The 20,018-nt window shown below is 61.0% G+C and carries 17 protein-coding genes; 11 read left to right on the top strand and 6 right to left on the bottom strand.

Annotation, left to right across the window (positions count from 1 at the left end; all coding sequences use genetic code 11):
* Nucleotides 1–38: 38 nt before the first annotated feature.
* The 5 genes from mnmE to rpmH form a co-directional block, all read right to left on the bottom strand.
* Nucleotides 39–1,445 carry a tRNA uridine-5-carboxymethylaminomethyl(34) synthesis GTPase MnmE gene (gene mnmE / locus AC097A_RS18370; RefSeq protein ID WP_479621953.1) on the bottom strand — a complete coding sequence of 469 codons (1,407 nt, stop codon included), beginning with the start codon at nucleotides 1,443–1,445 and terminating at the stop codon, nucleotides 39–41.
* 21 nt (nucleotides 1,446–1,466) lie between these two features.
* Complete coding sequence (yidC, locus tag AC097A_RS18375; RefSeq protein WP_479621954.1) at nucleotides 1,467–3,167, bottom strand: membrane protein insertase YidC; 1,701 nt, start codon at nucleotides 3,165–3,167, stop codon at nucleotides 1,467–1,469.
* Complete coding sequence (gene yidD, locus AC097A_RS18380) at nucleotides 3,164–3,436, bottom strand: membrane protein insertion efficiency factor YidD (RefSeq protein WP_105260262.1); 273 nt, start codon at nucleotides 3,434–3,436, stop codon at nucleotides 3,164–3,166. Before yidD ends, yidC begins: the two co-directional genes overlap by 4 nt.
* Nucleotides 3,433–3,837 carry a ribonuclease P protein component gene (locus tag AC097A_RS18385; RefSeq protein WP_315849140.1) on the bottom strand — a complete coding sequence of 135 codons (405 nt, stop codon included), beginning with the start codon at nucleotides 3,835–3,837 and terminating at the stop codon, nucleotides 3,433–3,435. The genes yidD and AC097A_RS18385 overlap by 4 nt, the downstream gene beginning before the upstream one ends.
* Nucleotides 3,838–3,912: 75 nt before the next feature.
* Nucleotides 3,913–4,047, bottom strand: coding sequence for a 50S ribosomal protein L34 (gene rpmH, locus AC097A_RS18390; protein WP_006299042.1), 135 nt, complete (start codon nucleotides 4,045–4,047; stop codon nucleotides 3,913–3,915).
* Between the two features lie 273 nt (nucleotides 4,048–4,320).
* Here rpmH and dnaA point away from each other — a divergent pair, with 273 nt between their 5' ends.
* The 6 genes from dnaA to AC097A_RS18420 all read left to right on the top strand — a co-directional run bounded on the left by dnaA (nucleotide 4,321) and on the right by AC097A_RS18420 (nucleotide 12,193).
* On the top strand, nucleotides 4,321–5,733 hold the full coding sequence (gene dnaA, locus AC097A_RS18395; RefSeq protein WP_315480159.1) for a chromosomal replication initiator protein DnaA: 1,413 nt from the start codon (nucleotides 4,321–4,323) through the stop codon (nucleotides 5,731–5,733).
* Nucleotides 5,734–5,857: 124 nt separating this feature from the next.
* On the top strand, nucleotides 5,858–6,964 hold the full coding sequence (gene dnaN, locus AC097A_RS18400; RefSeq protein ID WP_105260433.1) for a DNA polymerase III subunit beta: 1,107 nt from the start codon (nucleotides 5,858–5,860) through the stop codon (nucleotides 6,962–6,964).
* A gap of 84 nt (nucleotides 6,965–7,048) precedes the next feature.
* Complete coding sequence (gyrB, locus tag AC097A_RS18405; protein WP_479621955.1) at nucleotides 7,049–9,652, top strand: DNA topoisomerase (ATP-hydrolyzing) subunit B; 2,604 nt, start codon at nucleotides 7,049–7,051, stop codon at nucleotides 9,650–9,652.
* Nucleotides 9,645–9,995, top strand: coding sequence for a RidA family protein (locus AC097A_RS18410; protein WP_479621956.1), 351 nt, complete (start codon nucleotides 9,645–9,647; stop codon nucleotides 9,993–9,995). Before gyrB ends, AC097A_RS18410 begins: the two co-directional genes overlap by 8 nt.
* Before the next feature lie 41 nt (nucleotides 9,996–10,036).
* Nucleotides 10,037–11,467 (top strand): pyridoxal phosphate-dependent decarboxylase family protein, encoded by a 1,431-nt coding sequence (locus AC097A_RS18415; RefSeq protein ID WP_479621957.1) that lies wholly within the window; start codon nucleotides 10,037–10,039, stop codon nucleotides 11,465–11,467.
* Nucleotides 11,468–11,566: 99 nt separating this feature from the next.
* Nucleotides 11,567–12,193, top strand: a complete 627-nt coding sequence (locus AC097A_RS18420; protein ID WP_479621958.1) for a flavin reductase family protein — start codon at nucleotides 11,567–11,569, stop codon at nucleotides 12,191–12,193.
* Between the two features lie 21 nt (nucleotides 12,194–12,214).
* Here AC097A_RS18420 and AC097A_RS18425 read toward each other — a convergent pair whose 3' ends face one another.
* Nucleotides 12,215–13,234 (bottom strand): LacI family DNA-binding transcriptional regulator, encoded by a 1,020-nt coding sequence (locus AC097A_RS18425; RefSeq protein ID WP_479621959.1) that lies wholly within the window; start codon nucleotides 13,232–13,234, stop codon nucleotides 12,215–12,217.
* A 363-nt stretch (nucleotides 13,235–13,597) separates the two neighbouring features.
* On the opposite strand from AC097A_RS18425, the gene AC097A_RS18430 reads away from it, so the two are divergent.
* From AC097A_RS18430 to AC097A_RS18450, 5 genes are read left to right on the top strand one after another with little or no spacing between them, the layout of a single operon-like run.
* The gene (locus AC097A_RS18430; protein ID WP_315494494.1) at nucleotides 13,598–14,872 is read left to right on the top strand and encodes an ABC transporter substrate-binding protein; all 1,275 of its coding nucleotides are present in this window, start codon (nucleotides 13,598–13,600) and stop codon (nucleotides 14,870–14,872) included.
* A 31-nt stretch (nucleotides 14,873–14,903) separates the two neighbouring features.
* Complete coding sequence (locus AC097A_RS18435; RefSeq protein WP_105260253.1) at nucleotides 14,904–15,800, top strand: carbohydrate ABC transporter permease; 897 nt, start codon at nucleotides 14,904–14,906, stop codon at nucleotides 15,798–15,800.
* A gap of 1 nt (nucleotide 15,801) precedes the next feature.
* Nucleotides 15,802–16,620: a carbohydrate ABC transporter permease gene (locus tag AC097A_RS18440; protein WP_479621960.1), complete on the top strand. Its 819-nt coding sequence runs from the start codon at nucleotides 15,802–15,804 to the stop codon at nucleotides 16,618–16,620.
* A 10-nt stretch (nucleotides 16,621–16,630) separates the two neighbouring features.
* Entirely contained in the window at nucleotides 16,631–18,868 is a 2,238-nt protein-coding gene (locus tag AC097A_RS18445; RefSeq protein ID WP_479621961.1) for a glycoside hydrolase family 2 protein, read from the top strand.
* A 15-nt stretch (nucleotides 18,869–18,883) separates the two neighbouring features.
* A complete protein-coding gene (locus tag AC097A_RS18450) occupies nucleotides 18,884–19,984 on the top strand; it encodes an ABC transporter ATP-binding protein (RefSeq protein ID WP_479621962.1) in 1,101 nt (366 codons plus the stop codon).
* Nucleotides 19,985–20,018 lie beyond the last annotated feature (34 nt).

Here is a 20,018-nt window from a genome sequence, read left to right on the forward strand (position 1 = left end):
TGCTTTCGGAGGCTGGGAGCGATGGAGTGTAGTGCAGGCTATTTGCCAATGCAAAACTTCGAGAAGATCACACCTAACAGGTCATCCGAGCTGAACGCACCGGTGATTTCGCTCAGTGCGTTCTGGCCCAGGCGCAACTCTTCGGCCAACAGGTCCAGGGCATTGGCACCCGTGCCCAAGTGGGCATGGGCTTCCATCAAATGGGCATCCACCTGGCGCAGTGCCTGCAAGTGGCGTTGGCGTGCCATGAAGCTGCCACCCGCCGAAGGCTGCCAGCCAGCGGACACCAACAAGCGCTCCCGCAGGGCATCCAGGCCCCTACCGGTTTTGGCCGACAAGACAATGCCCGTATCAGGCGCCACCTCAGGCACCGCATCGGCCTTGTTCCAGACATGGATCACCGGTGTGTTTTTAGCAAGCTTTTGGGCTAAAGCCCCCGTAATATCTGCGTCAGCAGCTATGTATTCCATAGCATTTTGGCGTGTCAGGTCATGCAAAAACAACACCGCATCGGCCTCCTCAATGGCTTGCCAGGCACGTGCAATGCCGATCTGCTCCACGGCATCGTCACTGCTGCGCAGGCCAGCCGTGTCCACCACGTGGATGGGAATGCCCTTGATCTGGATGGTCTGTTGCACCTTGTCCCGCGTGGTGCCCGCAACGGGTGTGACGATGGCCAGCTCGGCGCCCGCCAATGCATTGAGCAAGGAGGACTTGCCAGCATTCGGCTGGCCAGCGATGACCACGGTAATGCCCTCACGCAGCAAGGCGCCCTGGGTGGCTTGCTGCAGCACCTGCTGCACGGTGCCCTGCAGTGTTTGCAGTTGCCCCAACGCATCTGCTTTCTGCAGAAAATCGATTTCTTCTTCCGGAAAATCCAGCGTCGCCTCGACTAGCATGCGCAGATGGATCAGCGCTTCGAGCAGCGTATGCACCTGCCGGGAGAATGCCCCCGCCAACGACTGCGTGGCACTGCGCGCCGCCGCTTCGGTGCTGGCATCAATCAAATCGGCAATGGCCTCCGCCTGGGTCAGGTCGATCTTGCCGTTCAGAAAAGCCCGCTGGGAAAACTCCCCGGGTTCGGCAATGCGCAGCCCCGGCAAGGTCGCGCTACCCGACCCAATGGGGACAGTAGCCGCCAGCTCCAGGCAGCGCGCCACCAGCAATTGCAAGACGACGGCACCACCATGGGCCTGCAGCTCCAGCACATCTTCACCGGTGAAGGAATGGGGTGCCGGAAAGTACAAGGCCAGCCCCTGGTCCAGCGGCTGGCCTTGTGCATCGGCAAAGGGCAGATAGGTGGCTTCGCGTGGCCGCAAGGTGCGGCCCAAGAGGGCCTGGACAAACCCGGAAAGGTCTTTGCCGCTGATGCGGACAATACCCACGGCCCCCCGTCCGGGGGCCGTGGCCACAGCCACGATGGGGTCGCTTTGGCGTGTCAGCACAGCTGCATGACCCCCGCCTGCTTACTTGAACTTGGGCAGGTTGAACTGGGGCGGTACACCCATGCGGGTGTTGATGATCCACTGCTGTGCGATGGACAAAATGTTGTTGGTGATCCAGTACAACACCAGGCCCGAGGGGAAGAAGAAGAACATCACGCTGAACGCCAGCGGCATGAACCACATCATCTTGGCTTGCAGAGGATCTGGTGGCGCGGGGTTCAGGGCCGTCTGCAGCAGCGTGGTCAACGTCATGATCAGGGGCAGGATGAAATAAGGGTCTGGCGAGGACAAGTCCTGAATCCAACCCAACCAGGGCGCATTGCGCATTTCCACGCTGGACAGGAGCACCCAGTACAGCGCAATAAACACCGGGATCTGAACCATGATGGGGAAACAACCACCCATGGGGTTGACCTTTTCTTCACGGTAGATGCGCATCATCTCCTGTTGCATTTGCTGCGGGTTGTCTTTGAGGCGCTCACGCATCTCCATGATCTTGGGGTTGACCGCCTTCATCTTGGCCATGCTCGCGTAGGCCTTGGCATTGAGCCAGTAGAAAGCGATTTTCAGCAAGAGCACCAGCGCCACGATGGACCAGCCCCAGTTCTGGATAAAACCGTGCAGCTTGTCGAGCAACCAATACAGGGGCTTGGCCAGAATGGTCAACCAACCGTAGTCCTTCACCAGTTCGAGGCCGGGAGCCAGGGCTTCCAGCGCTTTTTCTTCCTGGGGACCCACAAACAAGGTGGCTGCAATGGTTTGGGTCTTGCCAGACTCAATGGCCGGCACCGGCGAAATCATGGTGGCACGGTAGCAGCAATCTGCCATGCCCGAGCCGATGTCCACGCCATCCAGAGAGTAGGAGCGCGCAGTGCCTGCAGGCAATATCCAGGCGCTGGCAAAGTAGTGCTGCACCATCGCGATGTAGCCGTTGTCGGCTTCCTTCTCGAAAGTCGCGCTCTTTTTCTTGATCTCGCTGAACTCTACCTTTTGGTACTTCTTGGCCTCGGTGTACACCGCAGGGCCCGTGAAAGTGGAGTAGAACGAGGACTCACCGGCCGGTTTGTTGCCGTCACGAACCAACTGCAGGTACAGCTGGGGCGACAGAGGGGCACTGGAAGCATTGGTCAGCTCATGCTTGACGGCAATGTCATAAGCGCCACGACGCAGGGTGTAGGTCTTCACCAATTTCAGGCCACCCACTTCGGGCGAGGTGAAAGTGATCACCAATTCGTCTTGGCCCTCTTTCAAGGCACGGTCACCACTGACGGTCATGACCGATTTGTGGGTGGGCGATGCGCCGCCAGCAGCACCCGGAATGACACCGGTTTGCGCCAGGTACACACGGTCCTTGGAATCGTCTAGCAACACGAAGTTGCGGATCTTGTCGGCCATGTCCGAGTACTTGAGGAACTCGGAGCGCACCAGGGAGCCACCTTCGGTGTCGAATGTCAGCTTCAAGACATCGGTGTTCACCTCAAACCGTTCGCCGGCCACGGCGGGCGCAGCGGGCACCGCAGGAGCGGCACCAGCCGGCGCAGTCGCGGCAGGCACCAAGGCATCCGTTTTACCCGCTGGCGCTGCAGCCGCAGGCGCGGTGGTTTTGGCCGGGCTTGGAAAGAAAGTGGCTTTATTGCCATTGTGGATCTGCCATTGGTCCCAAAGCAACACCATGGAGAAGCCAAAGATCACCCACAGGATGGTGCGGCGAATATCGTTCATGAAGTTTTCTTTTCAGAAGGAGAGGAAATCAGACGGCCGAAGAGCCGGGGACGTTCGGCAGGAACCGGATCATGCCCACCCGCACACCAAGGGTGGCAGCGAGCCAGACGGGCCAACGTGAGATAAGAGCCCGCTGCCGCGCCATGCGTTTGCAGCGCTTGCAAAGAATAGGCGGAACAAGTTGGCTCAAAACGGCAGGCAGACCCCAGCCAAGGGCTCAGGAACAAACGGTAGGCCTTGACCAGCCCCATCAGTGCGGCCTGCATCATGGCTTGGCTACAACGGCCGAGGTTCGGGCACGCGCAAACAGCTGCTGCAACTCGCTGCGCACCGCGGCCTTGAGGGCATCCGACGTGGCACTGGGGAATTGGGCGCGGTCAAACCCAGAGCGCAAACGCACCAAATGCGCACGCGGCTCCAAGCCCGTGGAGAATTCAATTCCCACGTTGTAGATCTGGCGCTTGATGGTGTTGCGCGTGACCGCGCGTTTGGCCCACCGCTTGGGCACCATGGCACCCAGCCACACCGCAGGTTCCGGAAACAACAAAGCCTCCGACACGTCGGAGGCTACTGCCAAAGCACGGGCGTGCAAGGCGAAGTGGACTGTTTTGGACACAGTCATCCCGCCAAGCACCGCTTGAAACTGGGCACGGGTTTTGAGGCGCCGCACCGGAGCGTTGCCGGCATGTGGCGAATCCGCAAGGACCAAAAGCCAGTCAGCCTTGGTTTGCCAGATCCGCGCGAATTAGACAGCCAGGCGCTTGCGGCCCTTGGCGCGGCGTGCGTTGATCACGGCGCGGCCACCACGGGTTTTCATGCGGACCAGAAAACCATGGGTGCGTGCACGGCGGATTTTGGAGGGTTGGTAAGTGCGTTTCATGTGAATTTCCTAACAGGCTCTGTGGGTATCCGCACCGCCTCCCCGAGGGAAACCAAGGGGAAATGAGGCACGAATGTCGGTCTATCGCCCCGAACACAATCAGGGGAACCCGGCATTATCGCAAATTTTCTGAATCACAGCAACACCTTAGCGTCTACATGGTGTGCAGCACTGTAAGATTTGGTTTTGCCAGCCAGAATGTGGATAAAGTCTTGATAAATTACAATCCAGCGCGCAGCAATCCATAACTATCCACAGAAGCTGACCCCCACAATGACCCAGGGACTCCCCCCACACACACCAGATACCCACAGCCAGGAGCTCGGTCAAAGCCTGTGGCAAAGCTGCGTGGACCAGTTGGCCCAAGAGCTGCCAGAGCAGCAGTTCAACACCTGGATCAAGCCCCTGGCCGCTCAGGTACATGACGACATGTCCAAGGCCACCATTTTTGTGGCCAACCGCTTCAAACTGGACTGGGTACGGGCCCAATACAGCCAGCGCATCGCAGCCTTGCTGGAGAAGTTGTACGGTCAACCCGTCATGGTTGAGTTAGCGATCACTCCGCGTGAAGCGCCTGTCAGGCAAGCCAGCATGCCCCGAGTTGCTGAAGTACCTACAGCCGTTGATGAAGTTGAGGTGGGCGAAGACCGCGTCAGTGGCGGCCCCAAGAACCGGCTCAACAGCCTGCTGACTTTTGAGAGCCTGGTTGAGGGCACTGCCAACCGCATGGCCCGTGCCGCCGCCATGCACGTGGCCACCATGCCAGGCCATCTGTACAACCCACTGTTCATCTACGGCGGCGTGGGTCTGGGCAAGACCCACTTGATGCACGCAGTAGGCAACCGCCTGCTGGCAGACAAGCCGGGCTCCAAAGTTCTCTACATCCACGCGGAACAATTTGTATCGGATGTGGTTAAGGCCTACCAGCGCAAGACTTTTGATGAATTCAAAGAGCGTTACCACTCGCTGGATTTGTTGCTGATTGACGATGTGCAGTTCTTTGCCAACAAGGACCGCACCCAGGAAGAGTTCTTCAACGCCTTTGAAGCCCTGCTGGCCAAAAAGTCGCACATTGTGATGACCAGTGACACCTACCCCAAGGGGTTGGCAGACATCCACGAGCGGCTAGTTTCGCGTTTTGACTCCGGTTTGACGGTGGCGATTGAGCCGCCCGAGCTGGAAATGCGGGTGGCGATTCTGATCAACAAGGCACGCGCCGAGGGTTCGGAGATGCCCGAAGAGGTCGCCTTCTTTGTGGCCAAAAACGTGCGCTCCAACGTGCGCGAGCTCGAAGGCGCGCTGCGCAAGATCCTGGCCTATTCCCGCTTCAACCAGAAGGAAATCTCCATCCAGTTGGCCCGCGAAGCGCTACGCGATTTGCTGTCGATCCAGAACCGCCAGATTTCTGTGGAAAACATCCAAAAGACCGTGGCGGACTATTACAAGATCAAGGTCGCCGACATGTACAGCAAGAAGCGCCCGGCCAGCATTGCCCGGCCACGCCAGATTGCCATGTACCTGGCCAAGGAACTGACCCAAAAAAGCCTGCCCGAGATCGGCGAGCTGTTTGGCGGGCGCGACCACACCACGGTGCTACATGCGGTCCGGAAAATCGGGGGGGAGCGCCAGCAACTCACCGAGCTGAACCAGCAGCTCCACGTCCTGGAGCAAACCCTGAAGGGTTGAATGTAAAAACAAGTGCCAGACCCCTCAAGTCGCTATCAAAAAAGGGGAAAATGGTGAGATTGTTTGTAAATGCAGGGCTTTTGTGGGCCTTGCATCCATGGTTGAGTTTCAAAAAGAGGTTGACATGATCGTATTGAAGGCAACGCAAGACAAGGTTCTATCGGTTCTGCAGTCCGTGGCCGGTATTGTCGAGCGCCGCCATACGCTGCCTATCCTGGCCAACGTGCTGTTGCGCAAAACGGGGACATCGATTCAGCTGACCACCAGCGACCTGGAAATCCAGATCCGCACCACGGCCGAGCTGGGCGGTGACACCGGCAACTTCACCACCACCATTGGCGCGCGCAAGCTGATCGACATCCTGCGCACCATGCCCGGTGACCAGACCGTGTCCCTGGAGTCCAGCCAAAGCAAGATCATCCTCAAGGGCGGCAAGAGCAAGTTCACCCTGCAGACCATGCAGGCCGAAGACTTTCCGCTGGTGCAAGAAAGCGCCAGTTTTGGCCCTGTGTTCAGCGTGCCGCAAAAGACCCTGAAGGACCTGCTGAGCCAGGTGTCCTTCGCGATGGCCGTGCACGACATCCGTTACTACCTCAACGGCATTCTGTTTGTCGCCGAAGGCAAGCAGCTGAGCTTGGTAGCCACGGACGGCCACCGCCTGGCCTTTGCGTCTGCCACGCTGGACGTGGAAGTGCCCAAGCAAGAAGTGATCTTGCCGCGCAAGACCGTGATCGAACTGCAGCGCCTGCTGAGCGATGCCGAAGGCGCGATTGAAATGCAGTTTGCCAACAACCAGGCCAAGTTCACCTTTGACGGCATGGAGTTCGTGACCAAGCTGGTCGAGGGCAAGTTCCCCGACTACAACCGCGTCATCCCCAAGAACCACAAGAACAGCATCACCTTGGGCCGCGAAGCATTGCTCAAGACGCTGCAACGCACTGCCATTCTGACCAGCGACAAGTTCAAGGGCGTGCGCCTGAACATTGACCCCGGCAGCCTGCGTGTGGCGTCCAACAACGCTGAGCAGGAAGAGGCGGTGGACGAACTGGACATCGACTACGGCGGTGACAGCATCGAGATTGGCTTCAACGTCACCTACCTGATCGATGCCCTGAGCAATATGGGCCAGGAAATGGTGAAAGTGGAGCTGTCGGACGGCAACAGTTCGGCCCTGATCACCATCCCGGACAACGCGACCTTCAAGTACGTCGTGATGCCCATGAGAATTTGATGCTACAAAAATAGTAGCTGCTTGCGCAACCAAACCCCCGGCCTTCGGGGGTTTGGTCATTAAAGAATCGAGAGAAAGTTAGCCATGACCGAAGAAAACAAGTCTGTTCCAGCCCCCGAAAACAACGATGGACTCGTCCACACGGGCGATGCGGGCACAGACAGTTCCAACTTCCAGCCCACCATCGACACCAACCAAGCCGGTGCGACCGAGGCCTATGGCGAAGGCTCAATCCAGATTCTGGAAGGCCTGGAGGCCGTGCGCAAGCGCCCCGGCATGTACATCGGCGACACGTCCGACGGCACCGGCCTGCACCACCTGGTGTTTGAAGTGGTGGACAACTCGATCGACGAATCGCTGGCCGGCCATTGCGATGACATCCTGGTCACCATCCACTCCGACAACTCCATCAGCGTGGTGGACAACGGCCGCGGCATTCCCACCGGCATCAAGCTCGACGACAAACACGAGCCCAAACGCTCAGCTGCCGAAATCGCACTGACCGAGCTGCACGCAGGTGGCAAATTCAACCAAAACAGCTACAAGGTGTCAGGCGGTTTGCACGGCGTGGGCGTCTCCTGCGTGAACGCACTCTCCAAAATGCTGCGCCTGACGATCCGCCGTGACGGCAAAGTGCATGTGATGGAGTTCAGCAAAGGTTTTGTCCAGAACCGCATCGTCGAGACACAAAACGGCATTGAAGTCTCGCCCATGAAGGTGATTGGTGACACCGAAAAACGTGGCACCGAAGTGCACTTTTTGCCCGACACCGACATCTTCAAAGAGAACAACGACTTCCATTACGAGATCTTGAGCAAACGCCTGCGCGAGCTGTCCTTCCTGAACAACGGCGTGAAGATCCGCCTGAAGGACGAACGCAGCGGCAAAGAAGACGACTTCTCCGGTGCGGGTGGTGTGCAAGGCTTTGTGAACTTCATCAACAAAGGCAAGACAGTGTTGAACCCCAACATCTTCCACGCCATGGGTGACCGCCAGAGCGACCAGGGCACCAACATTGGTGTGGAAGTGGCCATGCAGTGGAACAGCGGTTTCAACGAGCAGGTGCTGTGTTTCACCAACAACATCCCCCAGCGTGACGGTGGCACCCACCTGACCGGCCTGCGCGCCGCGATGACCCGCGTGATCAACAAATACATCGACGACACCGAGCTGGCCAAAAAAGCCAAGGTGGAAGTGACGGGCGACGACATGCGCGAAGGCCTGTGCTGCGTGTTGTCGGTCAAGGTGCCTGAGCCCAAGTTCTCCAGCCAGACCAAGGACAAGCTGGTCTCGTCTGAAGTGCGCGGCCCGGTGGAAGACATCGTGTCCAAGCTGCTGGCCGACTACCTGCAGGAACGCCCCAACGACGCCAAGATCATCGTCGGCAAGATCATCGAAGCCGCACGCGCCCGTGAAGCCGCGCGCAAAGCCCGCGACATGACGCGCCGCAAAGGTGTGCTGGACGGCATGGGCCTGCCCGGCAAGCTGGCCGACTGCCAGGAAAAAGACCCGGCGATGTGCGAAATCTACATCGTCGAGGGTGACTCCGCCGGTGGCTCCGCCAAGCAGGGCCGCGACCGCAAGTTCCAGGCGATCCTGCCGTTGCGCGGCAAGATTTTGAACGTGGAAAAAGCACGCTACGAAAAGCTGCTGACCAGCAACGAGATTTTGACGCTGATCACCGCCTTGGGCACTGGCATCGGCAAAGCCGGTGGCAGCACCGGCAACGACGACTTCAACGTCGCCAAACTGCGTTACCACCGCATCATCATCATGACCGATGCCGACGTCGACGGTGCCCACATCCGCACGCTGCTGCTGACCTTCTTCTACCGCCAAATGCCTGAGCTGGTGGAGCGCGGCCACATCTACATTGCGCAGCCACCGCTCTACAAGGTCAAGGCCGGCAAGGAAGAGTTGTACTTGCAAGGCCCGACAGACCTGGACGGTTTCCTGCTGCGCATCGCGTTGCTCAACGCCTCGGTGTTCACCGGTGGGCCTAACGGCACCACCATCAACGGCGACACGCTGGGCGAACTGGCACGCAAACACCAGGTGGCCCAGGCCGTCATCGCGCGCCTGAAGAACTTCATGGATGCCGAAGCCCTGCGCAGCGTGGCCGATGGCGTGGCACTGAACCTGGACACCGTGGCCGATGCCGAAGCGTCTGCCGCCGCGCTGCAAGCCAAGTTGCCCGATGCCGAAGTGGCCGGCGAGTTTGATGCCCGCACCGACAAACCCATCCTGCGCATCAGCCGCCGCCACCATGGCAATGTGAAGAGCAGCGTGCTCACACAAGACTTTGTGCACGGTGCCGACTACGCCGCACTGGCCGAAGCCGCCAACACCTTCAAGGGCTTGTTGTCCGAAGGCGCCCGCGTCATGCGCGGCGAGGGCGAGCGCCAGAAGGAAGAGAAGGTCTCCGACTTCCGCGAAGCCATGGCCTGGCTGATCACGCAGGCCGAGAACGGCACCAGCCGCCAACGCTACAAGGGCTTGGGCGAGATGAACCCCGCCCAACTGTGGGAAACCACCATGGACCCCACCGTGCGCCGCCTGCTCAAAGTGCAGATCGACGATGCCATCGAAGCCGACCGCGTGTTCACCATGCTGATGGGCGACGAAGTGGAGCCGCGCCGCGAATTCATTGAAACCAATGCGCTGCGCGCCGGCAACATCGATGTCTGACGGCATTACCCGCATCAACGCGCAGGCCCAGTGGTCTGATGCGGTGGTGCACCAGGGCACGGCTTATTTTGTGGAAGTGCCCGAGAGCGGCACGGACATCACCAACCAATCGCTGGCCGTGTTCGCGCAGGCGGAGCGCACGCTGGCACTGGCAGGCAGCGACAAAAGTCATCTGCTCCTGGCCACCATCTACCTCAAACACATGGCAGACCGCGCGGCGTTCAACACCGCATGGCAGGCCTGGCTGCCAGAAGGCCGTGCCCCTGCCCGGGTGTGCGTGAGCGCCGAGATGGCCAGCCCCGACTACCTGCTGGAGATTGCGTTTACCGCTGCTGTGGTCTGAGGGCCGCTGGCCCCACGGTGTCAACGACGTTAGCCATCCGCATGCCCGCTGACATTCCTTTCCAAGCCTCCCCCGACAGCCTGGACCCGACCGACTGGGATTCGGTGCGCCAGATGTGCCACCGCATGCTCGACGACATGGTGGACCTGCTGGCCGACCTGCGTGAAGCACCGGTGTGGCAGCCCATGCCAAACGATGCCCGCCAAGCCTTACGCATGGGGGCGCTACCCACCGAACCCGGCGACCTGGAGGCCGTGTACCAGGACTTCCAGACCCTGGTGCAACCCTATGGCAGTGGCAACAGCCACCCCCGTTTCATGGGCTGGGTGCAGGGTGGAGGCAACCCCGTGGGCATGCTGGCCGAACTGCTAACCGCCGCCACCAACCCCAACCTGGGCGGGCGCGACCACGCGCCGATTGAGGTGGAGCGCCAGGTGATCCGCTGGGCGGCCGAGATGCTGGGTTTTCCGCAAGACGCCAGTGGTGTGTTGGTGACCGGCACCTCCATGGCCAACCTGATTGCCGTGCTGGTGGCGCGCACGCGGGCGCTGGGCACGGACGTGCGGCGCAGCGGACTGCAGGGCCGGCCGCTGGTGGCCTACACCTCGGTAGAGGCGCACAACTGCGTGGCGCGCGCCATGGACATGGCGGGCCTGGGCAGCGATGCGCTGCAAGCCGCCATGGCGCAAGACCGTGCGGCCGGCCTGCAGCCCTTCATGGTGGTGGGCAGCGCGGGCACCGTGGATACCGGTGCGGTGGACGACCTTGCCGCATTGGCCGCGCTGGCACGCGCGCAGGGCCTGTGGTTCCATGTGGACGCGGCCTATGGCGCGCTGGCCATGCTCTCGCCCGCGCAGCGCCCGCTGGTGCAGGGGCTGAGCCAGGCCGACTCGGTGGCGTTTGATTTTCACAAATGGGCGCAAGTGCCTTACGACGCGGGCTGCATTGTGGTGCGCGATGCCACGCTGCACGCCGCCACCTTTGCCACCCAGCCCGCCTACCTGCAACGCGGCGCACGCGGCCTGGCGGGCAACCACCCCTGGCCCACCGACTTCGGGCCCGACCTGTCGCGCGGCTTCCGTGCGCTCAAGGTGTGGATGACGCTCAAGACCTATGGCGCAGCCAAGCTGGGCCAGGTGGTGGCGCAGAACTGCAGCCTGGCGCAGCAGCTGGCCCATCTGGTGGACGCGCAACCACAGCTGGAGCGGCTGGCGCCGGTCACGCTCAATGTGGTGTGCTTCCGCGTGCTGGGGCAGGGCGTGGACCTGGACGCGCTCAACGCCGACATCGTGGCCGATGTGCAGGAGTCTGGCGTGGCGGTGCCGTCCACCACGCGCATTGGCGGGGTGCTGGCGATCCGCGTGGCGCTGGTGAACCACCGCACCCGGTTGGACGATGTGCAGATGCTGCTGGGCGCTGTGCTGATGGCGGCGCAGGAACGGCTGGCGTCGGGCGATTTTCAAGCCAAATAAGGCCCTAGCCCTTGTAGATACTGCGCAAATAGCTCCTAAATTGATAGCAATTTGAGATGCCAATGGCGATCGGCATGCCCCTTGCGTGCGACCTGGCGCATGACTGAAGTCGACTTCTCGCAGATCAGCGCCTACCAGCGCTACAAACTCATGGCCAGCCTGATCGTGCCGCGCCCCATCGCGCTGGTGACCACGCTCAGCGCGCTAGGTGTGGTGAACGCCGCGCCGTTCTCGATGTTCAACATGCTGGGCGAAGACCCGCCGGTGGTGATGCTCAGCATCAACCGCCTGCAAGACGGGCGGCTCAAGGACACGGCAGCTAACATTCTGTCGCAGCATGAGTTTGTGGTGCACATGAGTGACGAGGCGCTGGCCGCCCAGATGCATGCCTGCGGCGAGAGTTTTCCGGCCTCCGTCAGCGAGCTGGACGCCGTGGGCCTGCACGCCACGCCCTCGCACAGCGTGCGCCCGCCGCGCATTGCCGAAGCACCCGTAGCCTTTGAATGCGTGCTGCACGAAACCTTGGAGACCGCAAGTCGTTATGTCTTCATTGGTCGGGTGCTGTGGCTCAGCGCGCGCGATGGCCTGATTGACACCGAGGCCTGGCGCGTGCGCCTGCAGGACTACCACCCGGTGGGGCGCTTTGGTGCCAGCTTTTACACGCGCTGCCGCGACCGCTTCGCCATTGGCGACGAGACCACCAGCAACCCTATCGACACGCTGTAGGGCGCACCCGCAGCCGCTGGCTCAGGCGCCGCTGCGCACCGGGCCGGTGGAGGCCCGCACCACCAGCACCGGGTCGGGCACATGCACGATGGTGGGCTCGTGCTGCGGGTTTTCGATCAGGTCCAGCAGCAGATTGATAGAGATGGTGGCCACCTGCTCAATGCCCAAGGCCACGGTCGTGAGGGCCGGGCGCATGTCGCGCGCCAGCTGGATATCGGTCACGCCGATAAGTGAAATATCTTGCGGGATACGGATACCCCGGTCCGCCAGGGCTTGGCTGGCACCGTAGGCCATCAGGTCATTGGTGCAAAAAATGGCGGTCAAATCCGGGTGTTGGGCCAGCAACGAGTCGGTGGCTTCGTGGCCACCGGCCACGGTGTCGCTCACATTGCGGACCATGGCGTCAATCAAGGTGCTGCCGCTGGAGGCGAGTGCGCTTTTGAAACCGTTGAGGCGGCCAAGCTGCATGCCTTCCAGGCCACAACCCACGATGGCGCCGATGCGGCGGTGCCCCAGTTCTAGCAAATGCTGACCCGCAATCTCGCCAGCGCGGTGAAAGTTCACCACCACGTGGGGAATCTGGTTGGCCAGGTCAACCTGTTCTTCAGACGCCAGCACGATGGGCGAGCGGCGCGTCTTCAACTCGTTGATGTCGTCGGCGCTGATACCGGTGTGCAGCACCAGCACGCCGTCAGCCAGGGTGCCGGCAATCTGGTGCAGGTAGGCACGGCCTATGTCGGGGCGCTCATCGGTGTTGCACACCATCAGAAAGTAATTGCGGTGGCGCGCCACCCGCTCGGCCACGCGCACGAACTCGGGGTAAAACGGGTTGTTGATGTCGGGCAGCACCAGCGCCACCATGGACGATTTGCCCTCGGCCAGCGCACGCGCCATCAGGTTGGGCCGGTAGCCGGTGGCGGCGATGGCCTCTTGCACCTTTTGCACCGTGGCAGGCTTCACCTTCTGCGTGTTGCGCAGCACGTTGGAAACGGTGGCGGTGGTGACACCGGCCAGGCGCGCGACTTCACTCAGGGTGGCCATGTGCGCTGCAACTTCGTGTGAATTGGCATCGATTGATACGTTTTTTGAAGCCTAGGATTTACCCTAGGACCCGGTTTATTTGCCGATACCCGTAGGTATACTCCAAAAATTGCTGAATTTAACCGCTTAAATTTTAATTTTCGGGGTGTTTCAGGGGAGCTTCCGGGATGTCGCTCCTCTGGGGAATCAGTGAACGCAGGCCTCAGGTCGGGCCAAAAATTTAACCGCTTAAATTTTGGAAAGGATGCCAGTCGCACCACCGTCATCACACGCTAACCGGAGACAACAAGCCCAGCGCACCAGTGTTCTACTGCGCGCCACTTGCCCACAACATTCATTGACACAGAGACAGGAAAACACACCATGAATTTCGCCAAACGCAGCACCCTCAGCACCATGATTGGTCTGGTCCTGAGCACCTCCGGCCTGATGGCCAGCCACGCCGCCCACGCGGGTGAAGTCACCATCTGGGCCTGGGACCCGAACTTCAACATCGCCATCATGCAAGAGGCGGCCAAGCGCTACACCGCCAAGCACCCCGGCGTGACCTTCAAGATCATCGACATGGCCAAGGCCGATGTGGAGCAAAAGCTGCAGACCACCCTGGCCTCCGGCGTGACCAAGACGCTGCCGGACATCGTGCTGGTGGAGGACTACAACGCCCCCAAGTACCTGCGCTCTTTCCCCGGCGCGTTTGAGCCCCTGTCTGGCAAGGTGGACCACAAGGCCTTTGCCAGCTACAAGGTCAACCTCATGAGCATGGGTGGCAAGGTCTACGGCCTGCCCTTTGACACCGGCACCACCGGCATGTACTACCGCAGCGACCTGATCAAGCAGGCCGGCTTCACCGACAAGGACATGCAAAACATCACTTGGGACCGCTACCTGGAGATCGGCAAACAAGTCGAAACCAAAACCGGCAAGAAGATGTTTGCCATGGACCCGCAAGACATTGCCAGCATCCGCATCATGATGCAGTCCGCCGGCCGCTGGTACTTTGACAAGGACGGCAAGCTCGATATTAAGAGCAACCCCGCCCTGAAGGCCGCCCTGGAAACCCAGGTCAAGTTCATGAAGACCGGTATTTACAAGCCCACCTCGGGCTGGGGCGAGTGGGTCGGTGCCTTGAACAAGGGCGATGTGGCCTCCGTCATCACCGGCGTGTGGATCACCGGCTCGGTCAAGGCCGAAGCCAGCCAGTCCGGAAAATGGGCTGTGGCCGCCACCCCCCGCCTGAGCGTGCCAGGCGCCACCAACGCCTCCAACCTGGGCGGCTCCAGCTGGTATGTGCTGGCCGCTGGCAAAGAGAAGGCTGCCGCAGCAGACTTCCTGAACGAGGTGTACGCCAAGGATGTGGACTTTTACCAAACCATTCTGCAATCGCGCGGCGCTGTGGGCTCCCTGCTGGCCTCGCGCAATGGCAAGGCTTACTCTGAAGCCGACCCCTTCTTCGGTGGCGCCAAGGTGTGGCAGCAATACAGCGACTGGATGGGCAAGGTGCCTAGCGTGAACTACGGCATTTACACCGCCGAAGGTGACGCTGCGGTAGCCGCCCAACTGCCCGGTTTGGCACAAGGCATGCCGGTCGAGAAGGCGCTGGAAAACATCCACAACCAGCTCGCCTCGCAAATCAAGTAAGCACACGGCAACACTGGACCAAAGGAGCACCATGGCGCCCAAGCCTACGACCAGCTACCGGCGTTTTTACGACGTCAACGGTTGGCTATTTGTTTCCATCGCGCTCGGGCTGATCGGGGTCTTCATGGCCTACCCGATCGTCCGCTCGCTGTGGATGTCCCTGCATGCCGGGCAGGGAACGGTGGTGGAGTTCGTAGGCGTGGGCAACGTGGTGCGTCTGGCCAGTGATCCTGTCTTTCTGAAGGCACTGCAGAACACTTGCATCTTTCTGGTGATCCAGGTGCCCATCATGCTGTTGCTGGCCCTGGTCATGGCCAGTTGCCTCAACATGCCGAACCTGCGCTTTCGCGGGCTGTTGCGCACGGCAGTGTTTCTGCCTTGCGTGACCTCCCTGGTGGCGTATTCGGTGGTGTTCAAGAGCATGTTTTCCTACGACGGCCTGGTCAACCACGGGCTGGCGTGGCTGGGCCTCATCAGCGAGCCCATTCCCTGGCTCAACGACCCGTTCTGGTCCAAGGTGGTCATCATCATCGCCATCACCTGGCGTTGGACCGGCTACAACATGATCTTTTATCTGGCGGCCATGCAGAACATCGACAAGTCGATCTACGAGGCCGCGCGTATTGATGGCATCTCGGCGTATCGCCGGTTTGTCTCCATCACCATTCCCAATCTCAAGCCGGTGATCCTGTTCACCACGGTGACCTCCACCATCGGCACGCTGCAGTTGTTCGACGAACCCATGAACATCACCACCGTGGGCACCGTGTTCTCTGACAACACGCTCACGCTGTCCATGTACATCTACAACCTGTCGTTCAAATTCGTGCCCAACTTCGGTTATGCCGCTACGGTGTCTTACGTCATCGTGATGCTGGTCGCCGCGCTGGCCGCCATCCAGTTTTATGCCGCCCGGGAGCGCAACTGACATGAGCAACTGGGCTGAAAAATTCCGCATGGGCGGCGTCTACCTGTTCTTGGGACTGATGGCCGCGGTGTCGCTGTTCCCGTTTGCCTGGATGGTGATCAGCGCCACCAACGCATCCGTGGACGTGACCAAGGGCAAGTTCACCTTCGGCAGCGCGCTACTGGAGAACTTCGAGAAACTCAACAAGAGTTTTGACGTGGCCCAGGTCTTCTGGAACTCCGGGAAGATTGCCATTGTGGGTGGCTTCTTCACACTGCTCATCTCGTCTTTGGCGGGTTATGGCTTTGAAGTGTTCAGTTCCAAGGCCCGCGAACGCGTCTACAACGGCCTGCTGCTCACGCTGATGGTGCCCTTTGCCGCGCTGATGATTCCGCTGTTCATCCTGATGGCCCAGTTTGATTTGCTGGACACGCACCTGGGCGTCATCCTGCCCGCGCTGGCGTCGGCCTACATCGTTTTCTACTTCCGCCAGAGCACCAAGGCCTTCCCCCCCGAGCTGCGCGAAGCAGCGCGCCTGGACGGCCTGAAAGAATGGCAGATCTTCTTTTTTGTCTATGTGCCGGTGATGCGCTCCACCTATGCGGCGGCTTTCATCATCGTGTTCATGGCGGCCTGGAACAACTTCCTGTGGCCCCTCATCGTGCTGCAGTCGCCCGAACTCAAAACCATCACCCTGGTCCTGTCCTCATTGGGCTCGGCCTACTTCCCCGACTTCGGCGTGATCATGCTGGCGGCCATGCTGGCCACCTTGCCCACCCTGGTCGTCTTCTTCGCAATGCAACGGCAGTTCGTACAGGGCATGCTGGGCTCCGTCAAATAAGGTTTTTCACATGCGTACCGTTACCAAGCTCGTCTCGGGCTGGGCCTTTCACACCTCTTTTTCGTCTGAACTGATCGCCAAGGCCCAGCCCGGCACCGCCGTGCGCCTGCCGCACAACGCGGTGGACCTGGAAATGACCTACCTGGACGAACGCAGCTACCAGAAGGAATTTGGCTACCAGACCACCCTGGCCTGGCAACCCGCATGGGCAGGCCGCGAAGTGAGCCTGCGTTTTGATGGCGCCATGGCCGACAGTGTGGTCTGGGTCAATGGCCAACAGGTGGTGGCGCACAAGGACGGCTACACGCCCTTCAACGCACGCCTGACCGGCTTGCTGAAAGAAGGCGACAACCTCATCACCGTGAAGGTGGATGGCAGCGAAAACCCCGAGATCCCGCCCTTCGGTGGCCAGATCGACTACCTGACCTACGCCGGCATCTACCGCGACGTGTGGCTGCAAGTCACCGACGCGGTGTCCATTGCCAACCTCAAGGTGGAAACCTCACACGAGCTGACCGACGCCAAAGGTGTGGTGGTCAAGGGCTTCATTGCCAACCCCACCAACGCCACCGTCAGTGGCAAGGCCTTGGTGGAGCTCTGCCAGGTGGACGGCACCGTGCTGCACCAGCAGACCGTGGGCCTCAGCGCCACGGGTTTTGAGGCCACGTTTGCATCCCTCGCCGGCCTGAAGTTGTGGGAGCTGGACGCCCCCCAGCTGTACCTGGTGCGCGCTACGCTGGACAACCGCGACCAGCTCAGCACACGTTTTGGTTTCCGCACTGCACGCTTCACTACCGAAGGTTTTTCCCTCAACGGCAAACCCCTCAAAATTCGCGGCCTGAACCGCCACCAGAGTTACCCCTATGTGGGCTACGCCATGGGCCAGCGCGCGCAGGAAAAAGACGCCGACGTGATGAAAGACGTGCTCAAGTGCAACCTGGTGCGCACCTCGCATTACCCGCAGTCCACCTACTTTCTGGACCGCTGCGACGAGATTGGCCTCCTGGTGTTTGAAGAAATCCCGGGCTGGCAGCACATTGGCGGCCAGGTCTGGCAAGACGAATCGGTAGAAAACGTGCGCCGCATGGTGGAGCGCGACTGGAACCACCCCTCCATCATCATCTGGGGTGTGCGCGTCAACGAGTCGCAGGACAACCACGACTTCTACACCCGCACCAACGCCATGGCGCGCAGCCTGGACAGCACACGCCAAACCGGCGGCGTGCGCTACATCGAAAACAGCGAGCTGCTGGAAGACGTCTACACCGTCAACGACTTCTGCCACGTGGCCGCGCCGGATTGGATGAAGGGCATTGCCCCCACGCCGCTGCGCGAGCCGCGCCAGGTGACCGGGCTGGACCACGAGGTGCCCTACCTGGTGACCGAGTTCAACGGCCACATGTACCCGACCAAGCGCATCGACCCCGAAGACCGCCAGGCCGAACACGTGAGCCGGCATTTGGATGTGCTGAACAAGGCCTATGAGAACCCCGTCATCAGCGGTGCCATCGGCTGGTGCATGTACGACTACAACACGCACAAAGACTTTGGTGCGGGCGACCGCATCTGCCACCACGGCGTGATGGACATCTTCCGCGAGCCCAAGTTCGCCGCCTGGGGCTACACCAGCCAGTGCAGCCCGGCCGAGCAAATCGTGCTGGAGCCCGTGACCTACTGGGCACGTGGCGAGAAAGACCGCTGCGAAGTGCTGCCACTCATCGTGCTGACCAACTGCGAGTATGTGGAGCTGAAAGTGGGCGACTTTGCTGCCAAGCGCGCCGAGCCCGACCGCGAACGTTACCCCCACCTGCCACACGCCCCCGTCATTTTTGACAGCCGCCACGTCAACATGAACGACCTGGGCGCCTGGGGCATGTTGTGGCGCGACGCCACCGTCACCGGCTATATCGATGGCAAAGCCGTGGCCACCGTCCAGCTCTCGGGCAATCCGCTGCCCACCACGCTGCAGGTGCAGGTGGACGACACGGTGCTGCACGCCCAGGAGAAAGACGCCACCCGCGTCATCGTGCGTGCGCTGGACCAGGCCGGGCGTCTGCTGCCCTTCCTGGACGATGTAGTGCAAGTACAAGTGAGCGGTGCCGCCAAGTTGCTGGGACCCGATACGCTCACGCTCAAAGGCGGCGTGACCGGCTTCTGGGTCGAGACGACTGGCGCCATGGGCGACATCACCGTTCGCGTATCCACCCGCCGCATGGGCGAACAGCTGTTGGCGCTGCGCGCAGAATAAAACGAGGAGAAGAACATGGCAGACGTCAAACTCACCCAGGTCCGCAAATCCTTCGGCAATATCGAAATCATCCGCGGCGTGGACCTCGACATCAAACACGGCGAGTTCGTGGTGTTTGTGGGCCCCTCGGGCTGCGGCAAGTCCACATTGCTGCGCGCCATCTCGGGCCTGGAAGACATCAGCAGCGGCGAGCTGCGCATTGGCGACCAGGTGATGAACCATGTGGACCCGTCCAAGCGCGGTATTGCCATGGTGTTCCAGAGCTACGCGCTGTACCCGCACATGACCGTGCGCGAGAACATGGGCTTTGCGCTCAAGCACGCCGGCGTGCCCAAGGCCGAGGTGACAGCCAAGGTCGACGCGGCCGCCAACATCCTGGGCCTGGGCCCGCTGATGGACCGCAAGCCCAAGGCCCTGTCGGGCGGGCAGCGCCAGCGCGTGGCGATTGGCCGCGCCATCGTGCGTGACCCGCAGGTTTTCCTGTTTGACGAACCACTCTCCAACCTGGACGCCGAGCTGCGCGTGCACATGCGCATCGAGATTGCGCGCCTGCACCGCGAACTGGGCAGCACCATCATCTACGTGACGCACGACCAAGTGGAGGCCATGACCCTGGCCGACAAAATCGTGGTGCTGCGCGCCGGTGTGGTGGAGCAGGTGGGTGCGCCGCTGGAGCTGTACGACAACCCGGCCAACACCTTTGTGGCGGGCTTCATCGGCTCGCCACGCATGAACTTCTTTGACGGCACCATCACGGGCCACACACGCAGCAACGGCACCAATGCCTGCCAGGTCGCCTTGGCCGGGTTTGGTAACGCGGTGGTGAGCTTGCCACTGGACGGCAACCTGCCCGCCGTAGGCACCGAGGTGTCGGTGGGCGTGCGGCCCGAGCATTTCGTGGAAGACGGCAGCGCCACGCTGCCCGTCACCATCGACATGCTGGAGCACCTGGGCGGCGAGACCTTCGTCTACGCGCGCTCGGCCAGCGGCGTGATGGTGGTCATCGAGACCAAACACGGCCGCAGCCTGCGCTCGGGCCAGCCGCTGGAGGCGCGTTTTGATGCGGCCAAGGCCCTGCTGTTCGACAAGAGCGGCCAGCGCATTTACTGCAACTAAACTGCCCCACCTCCGCCCCGCCCTCTGCTCTGCC

The sequence above is a fragment of the Rhodoferax sp. XS2R6 genome, from assembly GCF_056521365.1.